19 protein-coding genes and 1 tRNA gene are annotated in these 24123 nt (G+C 41.0%); 3 read left to right on the top strand and 17 right to left on the bottom strand.

Annotation, left to right across the window (positions count from 1 at the left end; translation table 11 throughout):
- Positions 1-5: 5 nt before the first annotated feature.
- From GM920_RS07065 to GM920_RS07055, 3 genes are all read right to left on the bottom strand, one after another.
- On the bottom strand, positions 6-1028 hold the full coding sequence (locus GM920_RS07065; RefSeq protein WP_182954872.1) for a PDDEXK nuclease domain-containing protein: 1023 nt from the start codon (positions 1026-1028) through the stop codon (positions 6-8).
- Between the two features lie 313 nt (positions 1029-1341).
- Positions 1342-1428 (bottom strand) — tRNA-Ser (locus tag GM920_RS07060).
- Positions 1429-1540: 112 nt separating this feature from the next.
- A complete protein-coding gene (locus GM920_RS07055; RefSeq protein ID WP_182954869.1) occupies positions 1541-2254 on the bottom strand; it encodes an SOS response-associated peptidase in 714 nt (237 codons plus the stop codon).
- Between the two features lie 245 nt (positions 2255-2499).
- Between GM920_RS07055 and GM920_RS07050 the strand changes: the two genes are divergently transcribed.
- Complete coding sequence (locus tag GM920_RS07050) at positions 2500-3435, top strand: bifunctional UDP-sugar hydrolase/5'-nucleotidase (protein ID WP_182954866.1); 936 nt, start codon at positions 2500-2502, stop codon at positions 3433-3435.
- A 203-nt stretch (positions 3436-3638) separates the two neighbouring features.
- Positions 3639-6629 carry a glycoside hydrolase family 2 TIM barrel-domain containing protein gene (locus GM920_RS07045; protein WP_202986048.1) on the top strand — a complete coding sequence of 997 codons (2991 nt, stop codon included), beginning with the start codon at positions 3639-3641 and terminating at the stop codon, positions 6627-6629.
- Here GM920_RS07045 and GM920_RS07040 read toward each other — a convergent pair.
- The 6 genes from GM920_RS07040 to GM920_RS07015 form a co-directional block, all read right to left on the bottom strand.
- A complete protein-coding gene (locus tag GM920_RS07040) occupies positions 6626-7699 on the bottom strand; it encodes a glycoside hydrolase family 130 protein (RefSeq protein WP_182954865.1) in 1074 nt (357 codons plus the stop codon). The two genes, GM920_RS07045 and GM920_RS07040, sit on opposite strands and share 4 nt — an antisense overlap.
- A 19-nt stretch (positions 7700-7718) precedes the next feature.
- Positions 7719-8480 (bottom strand): HAD-IIB family hydrolase, encoded by a 762-nt coding sequence (locus GM920_RS07035; RefSeq protein WP_182954862.1) that lies wholly within the window; start codon positions 8478-8480, stop codon positions 7719-7721.
- Between the two features lie 11 nt (positions 8481-8491).
- The gene (locus GM920_RS07030) at positions 8492-9526 is read right to left on the bottom strand and encodes a class I fructose-bisphosphate aldolase (RefSeq protein WP_235964459.1); all 1035 of its coding nucleotides are present in this window, start codon (positions 9524-9526) and stop codon (positions 8492-8494) included.
- A gap of 13 nt (positions 9527-9539) precedes the next feature.
- The gene (locus tag GM920_RS07025) at positions 9540-10190 is read right to left on the bottom strand and encodes an HAD family hydrolase (RefSeq protein WP_182954861.1); all 651 of its coding nucleotides are present in this window, start codon (positions 10188-10190) and stop codon (positions 9540-9542) included.
- Between the two features lie 195 nt (positions 10191-10385).
- Entirely contained in the window at positions 10386-10733 is a 348-nt protein-coding gene (locus tag GM920_RS07020; RefSeq protein ID WP_182954859.1) for a hypothetical protein, read from the bottom strand.
- 147 nt (positions 10734-10880) lie between these two features.
- On the bottom strand, positions 10881-11822 hold the full coding sequence (locus tag GM920_RS07015) for an NADP-dependent oxidoreductase (RefSeq protein WP_182954858.1): 942 nt from the start codon (positions 11820-11822) through the stop codon (positions 10881-10883).
- Positions 11823-11904: 82 nt separating this feature from the next.
- Between GM920_RS07015 and GM920_RS07010 the strand changes: the two genes are divergently transcribed.
- On the top strand, positions 11905-12750 hold the full coding sequence (locus GM920_RS07010) for an AraC family transcriptional regulator (RefSeq protein WP_182954856.1): 846 nt from the start codon (positions 11905-11907) through the stop codon (positions 12748-12750).
- Between the two features lie 226 nt (positions 12751-12976).
- Here GM920_RS07010 and GM920_RS07005 read toward each other — a convergent pair whose 3' ends face one another.
- The 8 genes from GM920_RS07005 to GM920_RS06970 all read right to left on the bottom strand — a co-directional run bounded on the left by GM920_RS07005 (position 12977) and on the right by GM920_RS06970 (position 24105).
- Positions 12977-13387, bottom strand: coding sequence for a DUF1579 family protein (locus GM920_RS07005; protein WP_182954854.1), 411 nt, complete (start codon positions 13385-13387; stop codon positions 12977-12979).
- A gap of 32 nt (positions 13388-13419) precedes the next feature.
- On the bottom strand, positions 13420-14292 hold the full coding sequence (locus tag GM920_RS07000; RefSeq protein WP_182954853.1) for an SH3 domain-containing protein: 873 nt from the start codon (positions 14290-14292) through the stop codon (positions 13420-13422).
- Positions 14293-14490: 198 nt separating this feature from the next.
- Positions 14491-15075 carry a hypothetical protein gene (locus GM920_RS06995; protein ID WP_182954851.1) on the bottom strand — a complete coding sequence of 195 codons (585 nt, stop codon included), beginning with the start codon at positions 15073-15075 and terminating at the stop codon, positions 14491-14493.
- Between the two features lie 204 nt (positions 15076-15279).
- A complete protein-coding gene (locus GM920_RS06990) occupies positions 15280-16830 on the bottom strand; it encodes a serine/threonine protein kinase (protein WP_182954848.1) in 1551 nt (516 codons plus the stop codon).
- Positions 16831-16839: 9 nt separating this feature from the next.
- On the bottom strand, positions 16840-17634 hold the full coding sequence (locus GM920_RS06985; protein WP_182954846.1) for an FHA domain-containing protein: 795 nt from the start codon (positions 17632-17634) through the stop codon (positions 16840-16842).
- A gap of 12 nt (positions 17635-17646) precedes the next feature.
- The gene (locus tag GM920_RS06980) at positions 17647-21636 is read right to left on the bottom strand and encodes an FtsW/RodA/SpoVE family cell cycle protein (protein ID WP_182954843.1); all 3990 of its coding nucleotides are present in this window, start codon (positions 21634-21636) and stop codon (positions 17647-17649) included.
- 38 nt (positions 21637-21674) lie between these two features.
- Complete coding sequence (locus GM920_RS06975) at positions 21675-23060, bottom strand: PP2C family protein-serine/threonine phosphatase (protein WP_182954841.1); 1386 nt, start codon at positions 23058-23060, stop codon at positions 21675-21677.
- 94 nt (positions 23061-23154) lie between these two features.
- Positions 23155-24105, bottom strand: a complete 951-nt coding sequence (locus GM920_RS06970) for a hypothetical protein (RefSeq protein ID WP_182954840.1) — start codon at positions 24103-24105, stop codon at positions 23155-23157.
- Positions 24106-24123: the final 18 nt, after the last annotated feature.

The raw sequence follows: 24123 nt of genomic DNA, 5'->3' as shown, positions 1-24123 counted from the left end.
TGGTGTTAACTCTCATTTAGAACATTTTCAACTTCTTCTATTAATTGTTGTTTATTTGGTAATATGGTTGTGTATTTTGATGCAAAAACCGTGTTGTCAAAGCCACCTAGAATATATTCAGCGGTAATTTCATCTTTTTCTGCACATAGGATGATTCCAATTGGTGGATTATCATTTTCATCATTAATTTCTGCCTTATAGTAATTAAGATAGGTATTCAATTGTCCTGCATCTGAAATGTTAAGTTTAGTAGTTTTGAGCTCTATGAGGATGTAACTCCTGAGTATTTTATTGTAAAAAACCATATCTACATAGTAATGAGTATTATTTATAGTTATTCGTTGTTGAGAGCCTACAAACATAAATCCTTTTCCAAGTTCTAATAAAAAGTCTTCTATATGTCGGATGAGTTTTGATTCTAAATCTTTTTCTAGCAGGGGTTTGTTTTCAGGCAATCCGAGGAATTCAAAAACATATGGATTTTTCAACAAGTCTTCAGCCTTAGAAATTTCCTGCCCCTTTTGCGCTAATTCCAATACTTTTTCTTTGTTTACTTTTCCTGATGAAAGTAATAGCCTTTCATATAATGAACTATCAATCTGTCTTTTCATTTCCCGGATGGACCAGGCAGAATTGACGGTTTCTTTTTCATAAAAACTTCTTTTCTCTTTGTTCTCTATGATTAATAATTCACAAATATGCGACCAGCTGAGTTGTCCAGACAGCGTCTGGACATTAGGATATTCTGTATGAAATTTTCTCATATTGAAAAGGTTGGATCTGGAAAAGCCTCTTCCAATCTCCTTAGTAAGGATCTTTGAAAGATTAAGAATAATTTGCCTTGAGGTTTGGCTATCAATCTTATTTTGATGCTCTGCATTTCCAATCTCTTCACCAATCTTCCAGTAGGTTGTTATGAGGTCACGATTAATGTTTTGGTAAACACGTTTACGTGAATCATTAACTATTGATTTAATGGCTTCGAAAAGAACTTTGTTAATATTTGTTAGCTGGTTTTCATGACTCATATTAAAACAAATCTAACGATTTTTCATTACAGGGTGTTAACCATGATCGCCGAAATTAGTGAACCATTTGCTATTCCTCTAATTTCTTTAAGTATTGAAGAAACGATTTCTCTAAGTTATGTGTTTTTGTAACTTGTTAATTTTGAGTGAAGTATGGCCTATTCGGTGAGTCCCTACGAAATACCTTCAACTACTCACCGAATGACTCACCGATTATATCAGAAATGGTGATGATTTTGGTAATTGTTTAAAACAAAAAAGCCTTCGAATCTATGATTCAAAGGCTTTTTGTATGGTTTTGATGACCATTTAGCGGAGAGTGGGGGATTCGAACCCGCGGACCCTTTGACAAGTCAACAGTTTTCAAGACTGCCGCAATCGACCACTCTGCCAACTCTCCGGCACAAAAGTACGAACTCAACCCGGTTCTGCAAATTATGATTACCATTATTTAATGAAATCTTTATAACGAACTAAAACTGAGTAGTTTTATTTTTCATCTCTTGTCAATTTTAATCAAAAAGAGTGGGTGTTGTCAGCTCATTGTAGGGTTTAATCAGTTCTATACCCTTATTCGGTGTCTTTTTTGTGGAAACTTTATTCACTTTTTTGCTCACCTGAGTCCTGGTCATCATGTGATCGGGGTAAGGTTTACACATTTCCAGCAATTCTTCTATGCTCAGCTTCTTATTTAGCCACCTGAGTTCCTCATTTCTGTGTAAGATGACAGGCATCCGCTGTTTATCATGGATTTCTCCCACAGTTTTATTCGCCACAGTGGTCATGATCCCAAAAGTTCTGTGTTTCTCGCCTGTTTCAGGGTCTAGCCATTGACTCCATAAGCCTGCAAAACAAAAAGTTTTCCGTTCATTGGTAAAACGATAAGGTCTTTTATCGGTATCAGTAATCTTTTGCCACTCATAGAAGCTATCTGCAATAATTAAGCAGGTTTTCCTGTGTTTCATTAAAGGAGCATAAGTTTTCTTTTCCATGACCTCCTCTGAACGGATATTCCAGGTGTCATAAGTCAGTACATTGGTACTGGCGGTATGGGGGACAATTCCAAATGACATCTGTTGAATGATATCGGGCTCATCGGAAGTAATGACCAGGCCACCATCCGTGATGGCAATATTGGCATCAGGTTCATAAGCACCAATAAGTTGATATGGATTATTCTTTAGAATCTCTTTCTCTTCTGCTGTTAGGGTATATCTTGCACACATAATTTAAGGGGGCAAAGATATAATAATCAGCCTGAGGTAGGAACAATGCGCCGTATAAAGAATTTAGGTTATTTAGTGAAAATAATAGGCGTAAAAAGGAAGTAACATTTTTCCAGTTTATAGAGCCCGCATCATATTTTTGTTGCGGGCTCTTTTGTAAGCAACACTACTTGTTCATTATCTCTACTAATTTTTTATTATTTTAAAAAATTATTGTGTAATTTTCGCATTTAAATTATCGCTCCATGGAATTAAAACGCAGATCCTTTCTAAGAAAGGCCTCAATTTTTGCAGGTACAGCATTCATTGCTAAGCCATTATCGGCAATCGCCGGAGTAAACAAAACACTGAATACCTTTGCTAACGCACAAACTGTCACGGTTTTTCACTCTGGAAATCTAAATGGTTGTATAGAGTCTAATCGTCAAAACTTAGGTGGATTACGAGAACTGAGTCAACTGATAAAAAGACAAGAAACTGCCGGTTTAATGGTAGATGCAGGTAGCTTTTTAGGTCAGACTGATGGAAAAGAAGTGGTATCCATGATGAATAGAACCGGTTACCATGCTGCAAATATCGGTGCTGCCGAATTAAGGAATGGAGAGGAAGCTTTAGCCGCATTGCTGCCATATATGGATTTTCCATTGGTTAACTGCAATTATGATTTCAATAATGCCCAACTCTCTTCCGCAGTAAAATCTCATGTGATCATTCGTTCCGGTAACTTAAAAGTAGGAATCACCGGCCTTGGAAAAGAAATTGCTGGTATTGGTTTTAAAAATCCTTACCAATCCTTAAATAAAACAGCAGAGTTCTTGAAAGTTAAGGAAGGATGTGACCTGGTCATCTGTCTTTCTAATTTGGATCCCGAAGATAAGACCTATAATAATAACAATCTGGCAGAGAAATCAGCATACGTTGATCTGATCGTTGGTAAAAATGGGCAAAAGGTGAGTAAAGGTGTGATGATCAGGAGGAATTCAAACCGAGAAGAAGTAGCAATTAGTCAGGTAGGCTATGATGGCGTAATTGTTGGAAAAACTAGTTTTTCATGGGATGTGACCCAGGGAACTAAAAATGATTTCCAGCACAATTTTCTGGTTGCCGGATTGCCAATGAATAACAATTCAAAACAAGCCAATCTGATTTTAACAAAGATGAGTAAGGTTAAGTTGAGCTAAGCTCAGGAATTGCTGATAAAAAATCACAACAAATAAAATATATTAAAACAATACTGATCATAAAATATCCATAAATGGGCTTTTTAGGAATAAAAAGTTTAAGTATTGGCCTGTTTAGTTTTAGTTTTTTCAGATTACCAGGGATACCTTTGGCATAGGAGCGTCATGTTGCCGCTTGAAAAACTATAGTTTATAATCAGGTTATGATCACCAATTTTCTTAAAATGCAGCTGTCTAAAATACTCTTGTTTTTTTGCACAGCTGTATTTTCCGTACTCAGCGTTTCTGGCCAGGATCTGGCCTATGAATTACCAAAACAAACCAAGGGCGTTAAACAGCCAGTACAATCTCTGAATGGGGAATGGCAGTTTCAATTTGATGCCAACTCTCCATGGGACCTGATTCAGGTACCCGGGGAAGCAGTGATGCAAGGCTATGGAATTGCTCACGATAAGTCTTTCTTTTATAAAAGAAAATTTACCCTGCCAAATGATTTTAAAGGGAAAAAAGTCGTTTTAAGGTTCGATGGTGTATACAGCCAGGCAACCTTAAGTATCAATGGAAAGGTATTAAGAACACATAAAGGCGGTTTCTCCAGGTGGGAAACTGACATCACTCCTTATGTATCATTTGATAAACCTAATGAGGTGTTCTTAGAGGTTCAAGATAAGGTAGATGACATCTCTTATGCTTCAGGTTACGCACATCATCCAATTGGAGGAATTTTAAGAGATGTGACGCTTTTTGCAACAGCGGAAAATAGTATTCATGATTTTGGGATCACTACAGACCTGGACAATGATTTTAAGGATGCCCTGTTAAAATTGAGCTATGAGGCAGAAGCAGCAAAAGGAACAACAATTCATTATGCTTTATTCGATAAAAACAATAAGCCCGTACCCAATACCGCAGTTCAGTTTGCAGTCAACAGCGGACAAAATACCAATACGTTCAAGATCACTAATCCTTTGAAATGGGATGCAGAGCATCCAAATCTGTACCGCTTAGAGGTTAGGATAAGAAAGGATGGGAAAGACACTTATTCTTTTCATAAGGCTGTCGGATTTAGAACAGTGAAAATCGTAGCAGACCAGATGATGGTCAACGGAAAACCAGTGAAATTGAGAGGTGCAAACCGTCATGATGTGCATCCAACTTTAGGTCGGATCAGCACCGCTTATTATGATAGCCTCGATGTTAAGCTGCTTAAAGATGCCCACATCAATTTTATTCGCACCTCTCATTATCCTCCTTCTGAACGCTTCGTAGAACTGTGTAATCGTTACGGAATTTATGTAGAAGTAGAAACTTCAGTGTGTTTTGTGGATACCTACAGACAAAAAAACTATGCTCCGGGAGCAACTCAAGATGATCCAAACCATACCGCGCAATATTTAAGTCAGTGCCGGGAAATGGTCAATACTTTTAAATCACACCCCGCAGTAGTCATTTGGTCTATCGGAAATGAATCTATCTATGGCAGTAACTTTAGGAAGAGTTGGGATTATGTTAAAAATGCAGATAAAACCAGACCTGTCATCTGGAGTTACCCAGGATCACAAAAGGGTGACGACAAGATTTATGAGATTCTCAGCATGCATTATCAGGATGTGAATGGTAATTTAACCCAGTATGGAAAGACCACCAAAGGGTACGAAGGTCATGGCATTCCTGCATTATTTGATGAGTGGGCACATCCAGCCTGTTATACTTATCAAACCCTACGTGATGACCCAAATATCAGAGCATTCTGGGGGATTTCCATGGACATGATGTGGGGACGTTTGTTTCCAACAAAAGGCGGGTTAGGCGGTGCCATTTGGGGCTATGTCGATGAAACGTTTAATGTTCCGGCAAAATTAAAAAAGGGTACCGCTTTTTGGAATGAGTTTGCTAAAACAGCCAAGCCAGAAGGATATCAGGGACATGCAGTTGGCTATGGCGAGTGGGGGATCGTAGATGTTTGGAGAAGGCCGAAACCAGAATTCTGGTCTACTAAAAAAGCGCAATCACCAGTCCGTATCCTCGAGGAAGGAAAAGTGATTAAAAACTTTAACCCAAATCAGGAAATTCAACTTCCAGTATATAACCGATATGACCATACCAATTTAAATGAACTGAAGCTGGTTTATGTATATGAAGGCAAAAAGAAAACGATAAGCCTTCCAAATATCAACCCGCATGAGAAAGGTACCTTTCAATTGCCGGCAGCAGCTTGGAAAACTGGAAAGTCAGTACTGTTAAGCTTTGTAGATGCGGAAGGTAGAGCCGTAGATACTTATGAGTACTTCCTTGGAGAACGCCCGATAAATATGCCTGTCGCAACACATCAGGGTGCATTAAAACTGGTCGAAAACGAAAATATGTTCCTCATCAAAGGAGACAACTTTGAAATCCCTGTTTCTAAAATTACCGGTCTGATTGAAAATGCACAGTCAAACGGAAAAGTGTTTATCGAAAAAGGACCATTCCTGAATATTGATGTGAATCTGAACCACCTGACCGGTGCGGAAGTGAGAAAAAGTGCCAGCAAGTTTTTAATCCAGGATAAGGATTGGAAAAAAACTCTGGTAAAATGTACGTTGAAAAATGGGAATGCACTGATCTCAATCGAGGGAACTTACCTGGGACTGACTGTCTATTTCGACATGACTATAAATCCAACAGGGGAGTTGATCACCAATTACCGAACTACCGGTGAACCAAATGGATATTTGAGAGAAATAGGGCTTAAATATTATATGCCGAATGACGTTGACCAATTGAACTGGGCACGTGATGGCTATTGGAACTATTATCCTGAAGGAGAGTTTGCCGGAAATGAGGGAAGGACTTCGCTTTATGAAACTAAACAAGTTGCTTATGGCGTAAAACCTGTACAGCCTTGGGATCAAGATACCCGCAATTACTACTACTGGTCAGATAAAGGTGCCAGAACAGAAAAACCACTGACTAATAAAGCGAAAGGTATGAAAGAAAATATTTATTTCTACACACTTTCCGGCAATAATAAACCAAGACTTTCAGTGGTAGCTAGCCAGGCAGATGTCGCTTGTCGCATAGACCGTATGGAGGGTAACCAAGTGATCCTTTATCTCAATAACAAATGGGATTATCCGGAAATTGCTTGGGGCAATTATTGTAAGACTTTAGAAGCTTCACCTATTCATGGTGAAATAAAAGTGGTATTCTAGGGCATCTCCTCCGGTAAATCCAGGCGGGCTACCCCAATACGGTCGTCCGCCATGCCATAATAGACGTCAAAACGATTGGGCATCCCCAGATCATCACGCCTGTCAATGCCTGTTGGGAACACCACGTTGGCAATGGTTCCAACCTGCTCCTCCGGAAGGTCGGGAGACAGTACCGGTTCAGGCGATCGGTATAAAATTGTATGAGGCTGATCTTTGTCCAATAACATAATCCCTGCTGAATAACTCAATTGGTGCTTGCCATGGTTGGTAATACCTACGTCTTTTACGCCATGGTATAGAATCAGCCAGCCGTGTTTGGTTAGAATAGGTGGAGTTCCAGCCCCTATTTTTATGCTTTCCCATGATGCTTGAGGAATGGCCAAAGGTTGGTTTGAAGCAAATTTGGGAAGGTGACCGGAAGCCTGGTTTTCTTTTGTGACGTGACAATAAGAAATCCAGATACATTCGTGATGTTGCCTTATTTCATGGTCGTATGGGCGCTTACAGATTTCTTCCGGACTGGTGCCAGGAAAAAGTGGGCGGTGAAGCATGGCAAAGGAAGGGTGACCATGAGGACTGACAATAGGCTCAGGGAAAACACATGCATCCTTATTGTCAATTTGGTTAAATTGAATGTGCTCGTAAGGCTCAAAAGTAGCGAGGCCAAGACGCTCCCAGTGAATCAGATCTTTGGAATGAGCAATGGCTATCCGCGGCCCACTAGCTGAAAACGCAGTGTAAGTCATCACGTAAATTTTTAAGGATTCCATAAAAGTAACCCTGGGATCTTCACATCCACCACCGCCATCCGGACGCTTTTCATAATCAGCTTCTGGCTCCAATGCAACACTTAAACGTTCTACATCCACAGGATCTCCAAGCTCATTAAAAATTACTCTGGCTATCCCGATCCGGGAATAGTTGTTTTTACCGACTAAACGTGGAAATAAGTAAAGTGCACCGTCAGGTCCTCTTACCGCAGCAGGATTGAGTACCCCTTCAACTTCCAGCTCATTGCCAGCCTGAGGTGACATGATGACGCCCATTCGTTTCAATTTAATCGGATTCATTTGAGATCTGGTTTTAGAATTACTTATTATGATCAGTGTTATTTAAACAGGCAATAATAGTTTCAATTACTTTTTTAGTTTCCTGAGGATCTTTTACAGAGATACAAACTACCCCGGTTTTCCTGGCGGGATGATCATTGCCTCCCTCAAAAAGTGCATCACCGATAAATATCATTTCTGCAATGGATATTTTAAGTGTTTCTTCGAGTTTATGGATGCCATAAGCCTTATCAATTCCAGGTTTGGTAATGTCTATCGAAGTTGCCCCACCCATATGAATGGAAAATTCCGGTAAGGATTTGTCGAGCTGAGTTTTAATGACCTTTCGTTTGATAAAATCAGGATCCCAGATTTTCTTTGCGGCTAATGGGGCTTGTTGACCTAATGCCGAGAAGGTAATCTGGCTACCGCGATCTTCAATCTGTGCTCCCCAGATCTTGGCTGGACTGAATCCGGAAGCTTTCACCGCATCCTGCAAATTCACCAGAATCTTTTGCTGCTCTTCCGGGGTGAAATTTTCAGCATACAGTAGCTTCCAATCGGAAGTATATTGGTAGTATTTGGTGCCGCAAGTAGGTAAAATTGATAACTGTTGTAAATTGGTGCCAACAGGGAGATGAGAAAGTACCTGTTTTTGAAATTGAGGCCAATCCCCGCCAGAAATAATGGCCACATGAGCAACCTGAAGTAGATTGCTCAACAGTGTAGCCATTTCCGGATCAATAGCAGCCTTACTTTCCGCTAACGTTCCATCGAGATCAAAACTGATTAGTTTTTTCATGTTGGAGAATTTTAAACAGATGAAACTTTTTCTAGCGATGGATGGTATTCAGCCCTGCGTGCTGCACGGTTACAAGCTGCACGATGCGCCAGTGCTTTCTGTGCTGCAGAAACGTTTTTATCATTTCCTTTCCAGATTTCCAATGCAGGCTGTTGTATTGCTCTTGAAAATGAAAATGTCAATGGCCAGGGCAGCTGCGGCCCATATCTAAGCTGCATCATATTCAGTCGCTCAGTGGCTAAGACAGGAGATTGTCCTCCTGATAAAAAAGCAACCCCACCAACTGCAGCCGGTACAACTTTGAAAAACGAGCGGATGGTTTGTTGCGCAATCGTTTCTATGTCGCTCTGATCCGGACAGTTTAAGCCAGGTAAGATCATGTTGGGCTTTAAAATCATGCCCTCCAAACATACCTTTTGGTCATATAAGGCATTGAAAACTTCTTTTAAAACATCTTGGGTCACCGCTGCACAGGTCTGTAAGGTATGCTCACCCTCCATTAAGACTTCCGGTTCTACAATAGGTACTATTCCTGCCTGCTGGCAAATCGCAGCATATCGGGCCAGTGTAAAAGCATTTGCTGCAATGCAGGTCTTTGTAGGAAGGGCAGAGTCGATGTGGATCACTGCACGCCATTTTGCAAAGCGCAAGCCCATTAAATAGTAACCAATCATCCGTTCATTCAATCCGTCTAATCCTTCCGTAATCGTCTCTTCCGGGAAAAAGGAGAGTGGTATGGTGCCCTGATCGACTTTTATCCCCGGAATAATGTCCTTTTCCTTTAAAATGGTCAGAAATGATTGGCCATCATCCGTTTGCTGATGTAGGGTTTCTTCAAAAAGAATAGCACCGCTAATACTTTCTTCCAAATGAGGGGTCGTGACAATCATTTGGCGGTATTTCCGACGGTATTCTTCAGTTTGAGGAATGCCTAGGGCCTTAAATCTTCTGTTGCAGGTGCCTGTACTTTCGTCCATGGCCAATAAACCTTTGTCTGTAGCCATTAGCCTTTCAGCCAGGTTTTTAAGTTCTTGAGTGTTCATCATAAGAGAAGTAGTTTTAGCCTATCGCTTGATCTGAATTTAGGGCTCGTGTTAAAGGATGTTTATGGGATTCCAGAATCTCCCTCGTGGCTGAAAAACCCTGATGATGAAAGCTGCGGATGCCAAGTTTTTGAGCAGCCTGCATCAGCATCAACCGGTCATCAAAGTAGAGACATTCTTCAGGGGAGACTTGTGCAATCCCCATCGCCAGGTTAAAAATCCCCGGATCCGGCTTGCGCATACCCACTTCGCAAGAAGAAATAAACGCATCAAAACAGTCATGTAAGCCAAATTTCTGAATGCGGTAATTGTTGATTTCCCTACCTTCATTGTTGATCGAGATGAGCCTAAACCCACAGGTCTTTTTCCATTCTTTTAACCAGGGCAAAAAATCAGGGAGGGCCTGCGACTGTGCAAACATGAAATCCTTGAAATCTTGTTTACTGAATGATCTTGGATGATTAAACACCACAGTTTCCAGGTAATCATCTAAAGTGATTTTCCCAATCTCATATACATTGAAAATGAAATTGTGGAGCACCTCCATCTCCTCATGATTGAGGTTAAATCGCTCAGAAGCTAGCTGCCTGGACTGGTGTCCCCAGCCGTTATTCAACAGGACACCGCCAATGTCAAAAAAACACACTTTAATTTTGGAATCTTTCATACCTAAATTTTGATTATAACAATAAAATCAAACATTGGTTTGAACTTGGTTGCGCGGAAGAGCTACTTCTGTTCTGATAAAAGTCTTCTTTGCCAAGGATTAGAGCCAATTGTTTTATTTTCCCTGTAGCATAAGCAGGTAAGAAATAAGGGTAGGAGGTATCAGATAAAATTTGGGCTGTAAATTAAATCCGAATTAAGGCTTTTGTTTGGGTACTAAAAACAGGAGTAAAATAGAGGTGATTTTTAGGAAACCCGAAAACAGTTGTAAAGCGAAAGGCACGGTCATGGACTGATCCGGCATAACCAATAGCGGAATAGTACTCAAAACAGTCACAAATAAAACCACCCATTTTACCCAATGCTTTCCAATGAATGCAAAATATCCTAATGTCATGAACATCAATGAGGTTTCTATGCCAATACTAATGTCAAAATTTGCGTTTTCTCGACTGTGAATGACACCAACAATTAAGTCAATGAGGATGGCTGCGAAAATTAGGTAGGATGCTATTTTGAAACTCTTGTGGATCTGATTTTCCATTTCTATTTAAAAAAATGGCAAGGTACAATTTAAATAAGCAATTCTTAATGATGTGCCCGGTTCTTCTCCTAATTGATTTGAAAGGAATATAAAGCCGGTGACTTCATGGATAAGTCATCGGCTTTATGCATTAGTATTTCCAGTATATTAAACGTTCACAGTCAGGACAATCTTGCCCTGTGTTCTGCCAGTCTCCAAAGCTTTGTGGGCCTCTGCCATTTGATCAAAGTTAAAGATTTGAGAAACATGTGATTTTAGCTTTCCGTTTTTTAGTAATTCGGCAATATGAGGAATGTGGTGATCATCAGACTGTACCATCGTGAAATATCCATGGATACCCATGGCTTTCGCTTTTTCGGTTACTTCTTCCCGTAGTCCCGAAGGAATACTGATAATCGTTCCACCTTTTTTCATCACTTTTAAAGAGTGGTCAATATTATCTCCACCAATGGTGTCCAATACAAAATCAATGTTGTTGGTGAATTGCTCCAAAGGACCAGCAGTATAGTCAATATGTTCATCTGCACCCAAACTCATGATAAAATCTTTCTTTGCTGCGGAGGAAGTGCCAATCACATAAGCACCCAAATTTTTGGCAATCTGAACGGCATAATGACCAACTCCTCCTGCTGCCGCATGGATCAAGACGCGATCGCCAGCTTTAATTTTCATATGATCTACCAATACCTGCCAGGCCGTTAAAGCGGCTAGTGTAGCTGCTGCGGCATCAGTATGACTCACCTGACTGGGCTTTAAAGCCAATTGACTTGCCGGCGCAGCTACATATTCTGCATATCCTTTGCCATGGCCAGGAAAATTAACCATGCCAAATACTTCATCCCCAACTTTAAATTTTTCAGATCTTGATTCCTGCACAATTCCAGAAATGTCCCAACCGAGAATCATTGGCTTCTCGTCCTTTATCTTTCCATATACCCCTTTTCCTTCACGGGTTTTTATATCTACCGGATTAATACTGATTGCTTTTACCCGAACCAATACTTCAGCTTCTTTGATAACAGGGGGCTGTATTTCCTGGATCTGTAACTCATCTGCCGAGCCAAATTCCTTTAATATGATTGCTTTCATGAGGTCTTATTTTTTAATAAAATTAGCGCTATTGTGATTAAAATCTCTGTACATCTATTCGTTAAATCAGTAAATTCGTGCCATGCATAAGGAAAGTCTTTACGAGCCATTTGAGATCGTTTTTAAGGAATTGAATGAATGCCCTAAAAAAGCACATGAGCACAGTTTTTTTGAACTGGTTTACATTGTTTCCGGAACAGGAGAACAATGCATCAATAAGAATAGATTTAATTATCGCAAGGGACACCTGTTCCTGATCACTCCTGACGATTGTCATTCTTTTGATATTGAGGAGACTACTCAGTTTTTATTCATTCGTTTTAACAATATCTACATTAAAAACTCTGCAATACTTCAGGAAAATGTTCAAAAGCTGGAGTTTATTCTGCAGCATGCCAATCACCAGCCTGGTTGTATATTAAAAAATCAAGTAGATAAAACCTTGGTAGAGCCCATGATTAATGCCATTATCCGGGAATACGTGAATCGGGATCTTTACAATAAAGAGCTGATCCGCCAGCTGGTGAATACGTTGATTATTGTAGTAGCCAGGAATATCGCTAAATCCTTACCGGAACAGATCAATGAGCAATCGGAGGAAAAAGCACTGGACATTCTCGAATATATCCAGCGTCATATTTATAATCCTGAAAAATTGACCACCGAGCATTTGGGTGCAACATTCGGGATTTCGGAATCCTATATGGGGCGTTACTTTAAGAAGCATGCCAACGAAACCTTGCAGGACTACCTCATGCAGTATAAACTGAAACTTATTGAAAATAGGTTATTACATAGCAAACTTCGCATTGGTGAAATTGCCAGGGAGTTTAATTTTACGGATGAAAGCCATCTGAACAGGATGTTTAAAAAGTATAAGGGAGCCAGCCCTTCGGCATATCGTAAGGCAAGAATGAATGCTAGCTGAGCATTGGCACCTGCGTTAAAAACGTGGCAAATCGCGCGGGAACTTTTAGCAAAAGAAAAGGGAAATGATCAGATGACCATTTCCCTTATTCTAAATTAACGCTCTCCCATATAAGACGCTTATTGCGCTTAAATATTGTGTGGCAATTAAAATTTCTTAGAATATTTCAGTTCCAAATGATTGATCATCTCTTAAAACTAAGATTTTTTAGATAGTTTGATATCCATTAAATGAACCAGGTTTTATCATCCCTAAGTTGTTCCCATACACCAGAAAACACATCTCCAATTTCATTGAATCCGCCTTTAAATCTTAAACTATCTCCTGTAAAAGTCCAGGAATTATGATGAACAGTTGCAGTCATCAGTCCAGAGTTTCCCTGATTGTCATAATGTTGCATCGTGTAGTGCTGGTTTAAACTGTCATAACCAATAATTTCATGCGTTTTACTGGTATCCTTTCCTATGGTCACATCTGCCTGATGAAGTACAAAAAAACCGTCCACGATCCATTCATAAGTATCGGTTCCTATGATTTTTATTTCTGGAGCCTGACTGGAAGAAGGGATAGTTCCTTCTGTATCCCAGCTCCCAATGAACTTACTCAATTGATTGAAGGCTTCCTCGTTTTTTCTCATATGCTTGTTCAATTGGATTGTGGATTTTACAATTATTTCATCTCGATCAGTTGACTGGCAATTTTACCATTCCAAATGTATTTCTCTCGCTTCTTGGTTTCCTTGAAAGTTAATTCTTTCTGGTTAGGATCTATGACCTCTCCGTCAGTGATGTCCTTTATAATCAGCGCGGAATCAAGTTTATGCTCTGAGGGGAATATCAACTTTTCCTCATGGTAAAAAACACCAGCATCGCCAACATTACTCTTTTCAGGTAAGCGTAAAAACTCCGTACCTGTCCAGCCCACATAATAATGGTTCGTTGCTACGCCACAAGCTTCCCCTAAAAATCCGATACGGTAAATTGCTTGTAAACCCATTAAGCCCATATTATTCATGACTTTTGCTTCTGTAAAAGTTTGACCGCCTTTTTCTGTTAAAAATGAGGTTCGGCCAACTACATGTTGCGACGGATTCAAAATCTTAACTTCACAAAGCGCAAGATGAGCTTCATCATTAGATCGGTTCGGATATTTGTTGAAACCATACATCCAGAGTTGGTTTTCTTTGTCTTTATTTGTACCCAATGCAAGCAAGCCCAACCAGATAAATCCAGCACGTTTCTGCTTCCCAACGGTATATTCTACCTTATACCAAGGCGCATAAAAATCCTTGATCAAGGTATTGTTGTAAGCCTCACTTTTGATGACCACCTTGCTTCCGGCAGTCAAGGAGTCTAGAACACTCCCTTTTAAACTCGGGTTGTCTCGTAGATAGGCGATATCTGCAAAAACGTAGGCAGTGTCATTTAGCTTTTTATTCCAAAGATTAAATTCATCAGCAGCAGCATAAGCCGCAGGAGCCTCCTGTGCTTGAATATAAGAAGCATTAACGATCAATAATGCGACAAAAATATATTTTAACATAGTGCAAAGAAACAAAAAAACACTATAATTTAAAATTCAAATGATTATTCTCTAATGGGGAAAAATAGCTTGAGTATTGCCACAATCAATACTGCTTAAATTGCTAAAACTAAGAAAGCAGAAAAGCCCTTATGCTAGATTAGCAATAAGGGCTCTTTTATGTGGTGCTGATCTTTATGGAAAAGCGCTAATGTTTTACTATTTGTTTTCTTTAAACATGATGTTTAACACGTTTTGTACTTTAAGCGCGTCATCTTCAACTGTTTTTTGGATGGCTGCATTAAAGGATGAAGCAAACTCAGGGCTAATCAAGATTTGACCTTGCTCATTTGATACCGTAAGGTCAAATACATTACTTCCAAACTTCAAGGTGCTCTTAATTTTACTAACTTCTTTTTCAAGCGTTTTTACAAACTCATAGCTGTTGCTAATCTGGTCAAAGGCATCTTTTGCAGATTGGTATACCAGCTGCGTTTCTACATCTAGTCCATTGATGATAATGGTCGTTTTTTCTAATTCAGTTTTTAATGCTCCTTTAGCACTTTTATGTAGCTCCTGCAGATCTGGCAATAAGTCTTCACTGAGTATAATATCTTTCGGGTCTTTAATGTTGATTGTCAGATTTCCGTTGCTGTCAGATTGTTGCTCTAAAAGTATGCCTGCATTGCCATCTATCAGGGTTGCTTTGCTTTCAGAAGTGTAGTCAACTTTAATGCCGCTGATGACATCCTCGATGATGCTTACAACGCATTCCAGCACTGGATATGGAGTGATATTGTTCATTATGATAATTTTTCCGCAAAGGTAAGGCTTGCGTGCCATCGTTTACTCACAGAAAAGAAAAAAAGAATAGATTTTTATGGAATTATTCATTTTCAGAGCGGAATGGAACCCCCTGATACTTGCTAATCATGGGGTTTAAGAGGAGTAAAATCAATTGTAAACAGGTATCGCTAAATTGATTATAAAAAAAGGAATAAGCTCAGCTTATTCCTTTAATTCTTTAAGGTCGTTTTTGTTTAACCAACCCTTGGTCACTTGTCCGTCTTTGGCCGTATGCGTGACATAAATAAAACCTTTATCTTCCTCAATGACGTTAAACTTGGCATTGTTCCATAAACCCAGCACCCCATTTTTTTGAGAAGTAGGACTTGCTGCTTCATAAAAATAAATAGTTCCTTTAGGCAACTGGTATTTTTTACCCTCGCTCACAATCACAACTGCATTGTCTTTTGCCTTGGCTTCTGCTTCTGCACGCTTTGCTGCGGCAGCCATCTGCGCCTCATATTCTTTCTTCAAACTATCAATTTCAACTTTCTGAGCTGCGGTGTCAATGGCAACCGGCTGTACGGTAACTGCCGTCGTATCGGGCTCATCATGTGTTTCAGTGCTCGTGGTGTCCACTGCCGTAATTTTTGAAGAATCTATGGGTACGGTATGGACAGCTGGACCATCACCTTTCATGAAAAGGCCGTAAACAGCAAGCATACCTAAGATCAGAAGTGATAAAATCATGGTCGCAAAAACAGGCTTCGATACCATTACCTGATCGCCTGCTGGTGTTGCGGGAACGATTTCTTTCGGAGGTAGAGGAGCGGGCTTTGCTGGTAATTGAGCAACAGGTATTATCGTATCAGCACCCCTATGCATAATGGCATCCTGCAAAGCAGCACCATTCACATATCGATTTTCAGGGCGCTTTTCTAAACATTTTTTAATGACCTGCAACAGCCATATAGGCACATTGGCCTCCTTTTTTCGCTTCTCCGCATCCCAGCTTTCCGGTAATCGGTTGTTACGTAAAGTCACCGGGTCTGGCACCTCAGCTTCCATATGAGAAATCATGACCTGATTGCGCGAGCTTTCGTTCTTATTGATCAAAGGGAAAGGAACCGTTCCTGCAAGCAGTTCATAAAGGATAATGCCATAGCTGTATATATCCGTCTGAAAAAACATCTCGCCATCGTGCTGTTCCGGAGCCATAAACTCTACCGCACCGGCATGCCGCAGACTAGTTCTGCGTTGCTCGTCAGACATGATCGCCAAGCCAAAATCCAGCAATACATAGTTGCCGGTTTCCGTATTGAATTTTACGTTGTTACTTTTTACATCACCATGTTTAATACCTACACGGTGGCAATGAGCCAATGCATTGGCCAACTGCTCCGCCAGTTTAATCAACTCATTAATCGTGAATATTGGTGGGTGAGGAGGCATTAAAAGTTTCTCAAGATCAGGTCCTTCAATGTATTCCATCTCGATAAAAGGAAAGGAGCCACTTTCAGTAAGTCCGGATCCCAATATTTTTACCACATTGGGATTTGGTACTTCATTAACCTTCTTGAGCTTTTCTACCTCGTTTTTAAACCTGATGAAGTTCTTATCATCCTCACTTTCTGTATGTATCGGCGTAGGCATAATCTTCACTGCGGTGATGATGGTTCCTACCCGTTTACCTTTATATACAGAACCCTGGCCACCTGTACTTAAAGCACCCAGATTTTCTAATCCCTCTGTTATCGTAAAAACTTTACTCATTGTACAATATTAATAATTACTGTGTTCAATATAACTAAATTCCAAAACTGCAAGCTCACCTAAAATAATCTGATCGCCTTCTTGTAAGGTATGTCCAAGTTCAGCGACGTTTAGTTTTACGGGGGTATGGTCGCCTACCGACCGCATTCTTACCTTATTTCGTGGAGGAATCCCACCTTCATCGGCAAATAAAAGAAAAGATCCGGTATTGTTATCCCATTCTATATGCGCATGCTGTCTGCTGATGAATTTATTAGCCTCATTTGTGCTGGCATCAAGAAATGCAATGTGGTTGATCCTAAAAAAGCCATCACTCACCTGAACTTTTGGGGCTCTGCCGATATTGATCTTCCCATCTGTAGCACTGATCTTATATTCCGTTTTTTCCGACTCACCATTCAAGGTACGGATATAAGCTGTTTTAGATTTAGTCACCACCACATGCTCCGGCGTTCTGATGTAAAGTGCGGCATTGATGTTGGCTAACTTTATGGCATCTGCCGGCAATTCCGTAACGAAATTAACCTGCAATGTCCAGTCCGCCGGTAAATCTATCGCAAAATCATCAACGATGCGCTGGATTTCATTCTTAAATCGTATTTCATCATCCGCAAAAACAGCAGATTCATATAGGAAATTTTCAGCTGGCAAACAGGCCAGGAGTAGAGCGAGGCCTTTAATGTGCTTGCCTTCACCGCCTTCAAGTTTTTGAAGCTCCTGCTTTATAGCAGTCAGCAATGCCTCTCTGATGGCTTTTACATCCTGCAATGGCTCTGGTTTACGCTTATTAAATAGATTAAACATACAATCTCTTTTTTAAATGTCTTCGTTCTTTTGTTCTTTACTCAGGTAGCCTAGTTTGAGCAGGGCAGGGATCACATGCTGACCGGCAAGCCTTACCGCCCGACTTGAGCCACGTGTAGACTCAATTCTGATACAGACTACAATATGTCCTTTTCCATTGGCCTTAGGCGCATAAAAAGTATACCAGCCGTCGTTAATTTTTCCACCTTTCCAGACCCTTTCCGGTGTGCCTGTTTTTCCGGCTACCTTCAGGCCTAGCAAGTTGGTTTTATTTGCACTTTGCTTGAGCATGTAACCGCCTATGATATCCGCATATTCAGGGTTGTTGGCAATCTTAACGGCAGGGTTCACTGAAGTCGCCGAGTCACTAATTTTTAATACATAGCGGTTCGCAACGAGCTTGCCATGATTCGCCACCCCGGAAACCAATCGGGCTATCGAAGCAGGCGTAGCAATCAGCTCACCTTGTCCCCAGGCCATTCCTGAAATGCCTTTTGCCCTGGTCCGACGAATCCGCGCTGGATCATACTTCGGTTTGGTATTAAACTCTGTCTTCTCCCAAAGACTTCGCCATTTACTTTCTTGTTTGGTATTCGCGCTGTCTCTGCCATAGTAATACCCACCAACGCCATGTAAAAACATACCGGTTTTTAAATATAAGTTGGCCATTTCATCTTGCAGGTGTTCTTCATTCGCAATTTTTATGAAGTACACGTTGTTCGATTTTACGACTGCAGACTCCATGTCAATCCGCCCCGTTTCATCAGGCTCAATGCCTTTGGTTCGAATACGCTCCGCTGTAGTTACAGTATATGTTTTCTTCGCCGCATCAAGCCCCAGCTTGTTAAAAGCAGCCATAGCAGTTAATACTTTGGCTGTCGATCCAGGAGGGGTGGCGGTGGTAAAACCCAAATCTGAGGTCGTATACCATCCAACCAGTTTATTCTGTTCTGTGCTGCTCATGTTTAGCAAATCCCAGTTTTTAACCGGAGGGAGGGGGTAAACGGCTGATGTCAATACGTCACCAGTCGCATCTTCCATAATCACTACCGAAACCCGACTGTTTCTGATCGCCGTATCCTGAGCCATGGTATTTTGAATGGTCGTTTGTAAAGCCGCATCTAAAGTCAGCTTCACATTGCGATTCCGTTTTTTAAAGGCCTCAACTTCGTTGCTGTTAATACCAGATAATAAAAGTGGCGCTAATGCAGCATAATCTCTTTTGCTGACTGTCATTTCCTTTACGCCCCTTGGCAGGAATCTGTTCTCCCGATATTTATGCGCATGGGTATTGAAGGAAACCGTTGGCGTATGAAAGCCCCTGAGTTCTGCAGCATGCTCATACTCGGCAAAATAACCATTGGTGCTGCCGTTAAAAACATTCGTATTGTTATCACCAACCCAGAAAAACAACTGGTCTTCAAAAGGATAGTATCTGTCCATACGCTTGTGCGCCGCTGAATCCAGATTGTAACTGATCCCCGAGTTGTTAAGTTCCTGTTCTTGCTTTTTAATGTGTTCAGGGTTACTAGTAGCCAGAATCCGGCCATTTCGGTCGTAGAGGTCGCCAGCAGCCAGCTTGTTCATTAAAATGGCAATTCTCGGGTTATAACTGAACATACGTGAACCACTTTTATCCGCAACCAATGCCGGTTGAACCACCCATTTTTTATTGTGAATGATGTAACTACTTACCGTAACCCCCAGTGAAACTATGGCAACGCTCGCTGCAAGTAATGCCGGAACCAGGTTTTTATCTTGTTGTTTGGTGATGTAATTCATTTGTACATCGGTGCCTTTAACCAGGGAGACGGCCAGTAGGAAACCTGCTGCCAGCATATTGGCAACCAGTGAAGAACCGCCGTAACTGATAAATGGCAATGCAACTCCCGATAAGGGCAAGGCACCTGTAGAGCCTCCTGCGATGAGTAAAAATTGTATGAATAAGCTGATGCCCACTCCGGCAGACAAGTAAAACAGGAAGGGCATTCCCGTTTGCCGCCCAATAAGGATAGCCCGGTGTAAAAAGACCAGAAATAAAATAAATATGCCTATAATCCCGGCCAAGCCAAATTCTTCACCAATAGCTGGTAAAATCATGTCGGTATGCGCTTCAGGAATGGTTTTGGCAAAGCCCTGACCAATTCCCTGACCATTAATGCCACCGCTGGAAATCGCCCAGATTCCATTGGCAACCTGATCACCACCATATACTTCGTTGTTCCATGGATCCTGCCAGATCGATTTACGTTCACTAAGCCTGTTTACAGGCCCAGGAATAAGTTTGTCCAGGTAAGGAACCTGATCGATCAGTAAAAAGGCAGCCATCACCACCACAATCATGATGGCAGATTCACTGGTTTTTTTGTTGATCACCATAATCAATGAAACGAGTGCCGCCGTGACTAATGTCGCAATCCATACATTGAGTAACCATGCACTAAACACATAGATCATGATGGCAGTAAGCATCATCATAAAATCTCCACGTGAAAAAGAGAAGAGGATGATAAAGGTGAAACAAACCACCATGGCCGGGCCAAGATCACCCAGCAGCAAGTACAATAGTATGGCACCAAGAATGGCAATTAAAGCAAAAGAAAAGAAGAAATAACGTTTTTTCCAACTGCTGTATTCCGTAATGAATCGTTCATTGGTCGCAAAGAAACCTGCAAGAAACAGGATGATGGCGTATTTTACAATTTCACTGGGCTGTACACCAAATAAGTTGACCTTGACACCACTACCTTCCGGGCCGGTACCAAAAACGATGGTAAAGGCCAATAAACACAAGGCCAAAATTGCCCATTGCCAGCCCTTGGCCTTGCTGAATGCATTTTTAACCAGCAACATGCGGTATATGCGGGAGTCTACATTGAATTTGCGCATGTTTAAGGAGAGCATGATGCCCATACTTAAAATGCCCAAGCCATAAAAAATAAGACTATCCCGAGCCAGGAAACGATCACGTAGGGGATCTTGCAAACTCAATAAGGTAAGAAAAGATAGCCCCGTCATCAGCATGATAATGGGTAGTATCAATTGATCGGCCTTCGGATATTTGGCCTGTAGGAGTAAATGAAGTACGAAGAAGCCGCTAAAGAAACAAGCAACAATAATCCAATACCATTGGTTGTAATTTTCTGGTGTACGGACAATCAGCGACTTTTCCTTTTTAAGGATTTTGAAATCCCGTGTCGAAAAAAGCCTGATGCTATGTGGTGATTGTCTGAAATTAAGCGTAACCTCCTTGTCCAGCTCTTGCAGCCCCTGCGATTTTCCAAACTGAGCGCCTGGTTTTAGCGGAAGCACACTGTAAGCTTTATTGTCAGGGAGATGTTGGAAATGGTATTCGCCTTTGGCATCTGTTCTTAAATAGGCAATGAAATCATTGACCACCTCGTCCTCGGTATAAGCAGTGTCCTGAGGAAGGATCATTTGTAAGCGTACCAAAACTCCAGCAACGGCTCGATTCGCAGTGTCCGTGATTTTTCCACTTAGCCCATAGCTACCTTTTGCGAAGTCTTTTACCGCTGGTAATTGTTGAGGGTGCCGCTGTTCCTGAGTATATTTTAAGGAATCGGCTCCGGTAAAACCCAATAATAAGCGCGAAGCAAGTACCCGTTCTTTAAAGTTCTTCCCACCATTTGAAAAAGCAATATCTGCCGGAACAAAGAATTTGCGCTTGTTCAGCTCGCCGATATTGTCAATGGCCTCTTTATGTAGTAAAACCTGATTGGTCACCACTTCTTCAATCAGGTTGATGTCCTGCTTGTCCTCAAAGTAATAGCCTTTAATCAGGAGTTTTTTGATTCGTTTACCAGGCTCCGCATCATTTAAGTTAACCATGGTACCCTCCGTCAAACGCGGATGTACCTCCTTAAATGTTTGCTGCTGGATAAAATAAAGCGTCACAAATAAAGCACCCAATACAAGTGTGCTGAGCAATAAAAAGATACGCTCAACCTTTCTGTTTTGGAGGTTTGCTGTTTGTTTGGCCATAGGAGGATTAATTTGTTGAGATGGTTTAATTAACTTAATTATTTTTTGTTTGTAGCAGGTGGGTTTTTCTTGGCAACCGGCACATCAGTTCTGATGAATTGTACGTTTTTCAGTAGCACTCCCTTTTTCTGTAAAGCGCTGACATCATCAAAATTCTCAAAAGTAAAGTTCTCTAATAAGGTGCTTTTATTCACAGGCATGATCAGGAATGCCTGACCCTTGTATCCGGTATCACTTTTAATCACCAGGTTACTTTCTGCCTTTAAATATAAACTGTCTCTGTTAATCCGAATGGGTTCCGTAATCAGTATCGGTGATTTAAAAACTGCAGTATCCAATATCAGGATGTTTCCTTTCAGTTTGTTCAAGGTATCCTGTAGTTTAAAAGCTTGAGTAGGTTGAACAATTACGGAGTCAGGAACTGGATGAACGGGCCTTGGTGTATTGGACGTTTTCCACATAAAGAAAGCAATTGCAACAAACACAATAGCGGCCATAAGCAGCATGATGGTATTTATGGTACTGCCTTGCTTTTTCTTTGGACGATTAATCGAAACGACTTGATCCTCCTGGTTGGCCTGGTCTATAATAAGAGGCTCGGCCGCTAGAACAACAGTTTTCTCTTTCTTAGCCGGAGAGATTGGTTTTGTAGCCTCATGAACAAATGCCGCTTTATCATTTTTAACCAGAACTACCGTGATGTTATCGCGACCGCCATTGGCGTTGGCTGCCTCAATTAAGGCTGAACCCTTTTCGGCTAATGTCAGTTCTGTGGACAGTATATTGGTGATGCCTTCTTTATTCACCATGTCCGACAAGCCATCGCTGCAAAGCAGGATCAGATCACCCGGTAGGAAAGGAGAGTGCCCAGTTTCAATATAATCTTCCTGTTCCCTGATGTTATTTCCTGCAAACCCTAAGGCCTTGTTGATCTCGTTACGTTTAGGATGCTGCATGGCCTGTTCCTCGGTTAAGCGCCCCGAGTCTTCCAGGAAACCAACAAAAGATTGGTCCTTAGATATTTTTATTAAGGAATTGTCGCGCAACAAATAAAGTCTTGTATCGCCCACATGCGCATAGTAGAACTGGTTGTTTTTCAGATCTGCAATGGCGATGGTAAGCACACAAGCCATGTCTTCATGCTCCTTTTGCTGCTGTTTGGCAGCCAGAATCTGATCGTTTGCTTCGGCAATCGCATGTTGCATTAACTGACCGAGCGCTCCCGAAGGATTATCCAGGAGTCTTAAAATCGTGTCTCTGGCAATAGCGGCCGCAACTTCGCCGCCAGTATAACCTCCAACGCCATCTATGACGCAGGCAAGCACAAAATCTCCCCCGGCTATTTTTTCGGCAATAAAGGTATCTTCATTATTGCCCCGTACTTTTCCAGTATCTGTTATTCCAAAATAGTTGCTATCCATCATTCTTGTTGGTCGACTTTTTAATGGACACGAAATGTGCAATGAGTAATATTAAACATATAAGCAATAACGCTAAGGAAAGGATTTGCGACATAAATTAGGCTTTAAATATATTGATGCCAATAATTCCATTCAGGATGATTCTTGAATTTACAGGCAGTTCTACCCATTTCGGATCATCCGGATTACTGCGCTCGACCAGGTTTTCATTGAGGATAGTTTTTTCTCCGAAGGAAGCTAGGGAGAATTTTTCTTCAGTCTTACGGTATCTGATTTGTAAATGTGGCGAGTTTACCCATTCCGATGGAATTTTGAAAACATTCGAATCTGTTCTACTTTCCTCATTTCCGGAAACAATGATGTCATTAGACTTCATCAGGTATTCCAGCTTTTGTCCGGAGTAAGCCTTATCAGGTAGGGTAGTTTCAAATCTTGCCAATAATACATCTTCGGCTACCACTTCCGCTTTCGGGGCAAATTTTAAATTGGCCAGGTATGGGATCTCATAATAACCTTCGCTGTAAAATATAAAATCCTTTAAGATGTCGTTACTGATGTCGAATGTTTGAGCCAGTCCGGTTTGTCTAGGGATAAAAGTAACCCTCAGATTTTCTTGCTTCTGACCACTATCAGGCATTAATTTACCTATAAAACCTTTATCACCAGATTTGTAATCCGGATGCGAAACAAATCGAAACACCCATTTATTACTAGATGGCTCCACTCTTTTGCCAGTTGCGGCATAGTCGTTCAATATTTCATAAAATTTCTTTACAGATTCCTGGGCAATTAAGCCGAAGAGTCCGTTCTTGTTGTCCATAAACGCCCGGTAATCATCCGTGTTTAAGCAAATAATATATTCATGGTAAAAAACTACGCGTTCCGCAAAGGACAGCTCCCCAATAGATTCTTTGAATTTTTCTATGATATAGGCATAAACGGTATCGGGCGTAAGTGGCTGTGCTTTAGCTACCGGATCGGCATTGTTGTTACTTAAAAACCAATCTTGTATACCAATTCGCTGCCAAAAAGAAGGTTTTTCTTCCATTTCTAAACGTTTAATGAT

This window comes from Pedobacter gandavensis (genome assembly GCF_014172405.1).
Classification (GTDB): domain Bacteria; phylum Bacteroidota; class Bacteroidia; order Sphingobacteriales; family Sphingobacteriaceae; genus Pedobacter; species Pedobacter gandavensis.
This window is presented reverse-complemented; position numbering and strand designations above follow the sequence as displayed.

Coding starts and splice junctions, on each gene's coding strand:
- GM920_RS06990 (WP_182954848.1), bottom strand. CDS start 16,830: ATGAGTAAAGTTTTTACGATAACAGAGGGATTAGAAAATCTGGGTGCT.
- GM920_RS07065 (WP_182954872.1), bottom strand. CDS start 1,028: ATGAGTCATGAAAACCAGCTAACAAATATTAACAAAGTTCTTTTCGAA.
- GM920_RS06995 (WP_182954851.1), bottom strand. CDS start 15,075: ATGAACAATATCACTCCATATCCAGTGCTGGAATGCGTTGTAAGCATC.
- GM920_RS07010 (WP_182954856.1), top strand. CDS start 11,905: ATGCATAAGGAAAGTCTTTACGAGCCATTTGAGATCGTTTTTAAGGAA.
- GM920_RS07045 (WP_202986048.1), top strand. CDS start 3,639: ATGATCACCAATTTTCTTAAAATGCAGCTGTCTAAAATACTCTTGTTT.
- GM920_RS06985 (WP_182954846.1), bottom strand. CDS start 17,634: ATGTTTAATCTATTTAATAAGCGTAAACCAGAGCCATTGCAGGATGTA.
- GM920_RS07035 (WP_182954862.1), bottom strand. CDS start 8,480: ATGAAAAAACTAATCAGTTTTGATCTCGATGGAACGTTAGCGGAAAGT.
- GM920_RS07000 (WP_182954853.1), bottom strand. CDS start 14,292: ATGTTAAAATATATTTTTGTCGCATTATTGATCGTTAATGCTTCTTAT.
- GM920_RS07055 (WP_182954869.1), bottom strand. CDS start 2,254: ATGTGTGCAAGATATACCCTAACAGCAGAAGAGAAAGAGATTCTAAAG.
- GM920_RS07040 (WP_182954865.1), bottom strand. CDS start 7,699: ATGAATCCGATTAAATTGAAACGAATGGGCGTCATCATGTCACCTCAG.
- GM920_RS07050 (WP_182954866.1), top strand. CDS start 2,500: ATGGAATTAAAACGCAGATCCTTTCTAAGAAAGGCCTCAATTTTTGCA.
- GM920_RS06975 (WP_182954841.1), bottom strand. CDS start 23,060: ATGATGGATAGCAACTATTTTGGAATAACAGATACTGGAAAAGTACGG.
- GM920_RS07015 (WP_182954858.1), bottom strand. CDS start 11,822: ATGAAAGCAATCATATTAAAGGAATTTGGCTCGGCAGATGAGTTACAG.
- GM920_RS06970 (WP_182954840.1), bottom strand. CDS start 24,105: ATGGAAGAAAAACCTTCTTTTTGGCAGCGAATTGGTATACAAGATTGG.
- GM920_RS07020 (WP_182954859.1), bottom strand. CDS start 10,733: ATGGAAAATCAGATCCACAAGAGTTTCAAAATAGCATCCTACCTAATT.
- GM920_RS07005 (WP_182954854.1), bottom strand. CDS start 13,387: ATGAGAAAAAACGAGGAAGCCTTCAATCAATTGAGTAAGTTCATTGGG.
- GM920_RS07030 (WP_235964459.1), bottom strand. CDS start 9,526: ATGATGAACACTCAAGAACTTAAAAACCTGGCTGAAAGGCTAATGGCT.
- GM920_RS07025 (WP_182954861.1), bottom strand. CDS start 10,190: ATGAAAGATTCCAAAATTAAAGTGTGTTTTTTTGACATTGGCGGTGTC.
- GM920_RS06980 (WP_182954843.1), bottom strand. CDS start 21,636: ATGGCCAAACAAACAGCAAACCTCCAAAACAGAAAGGTTGAGCGTATC.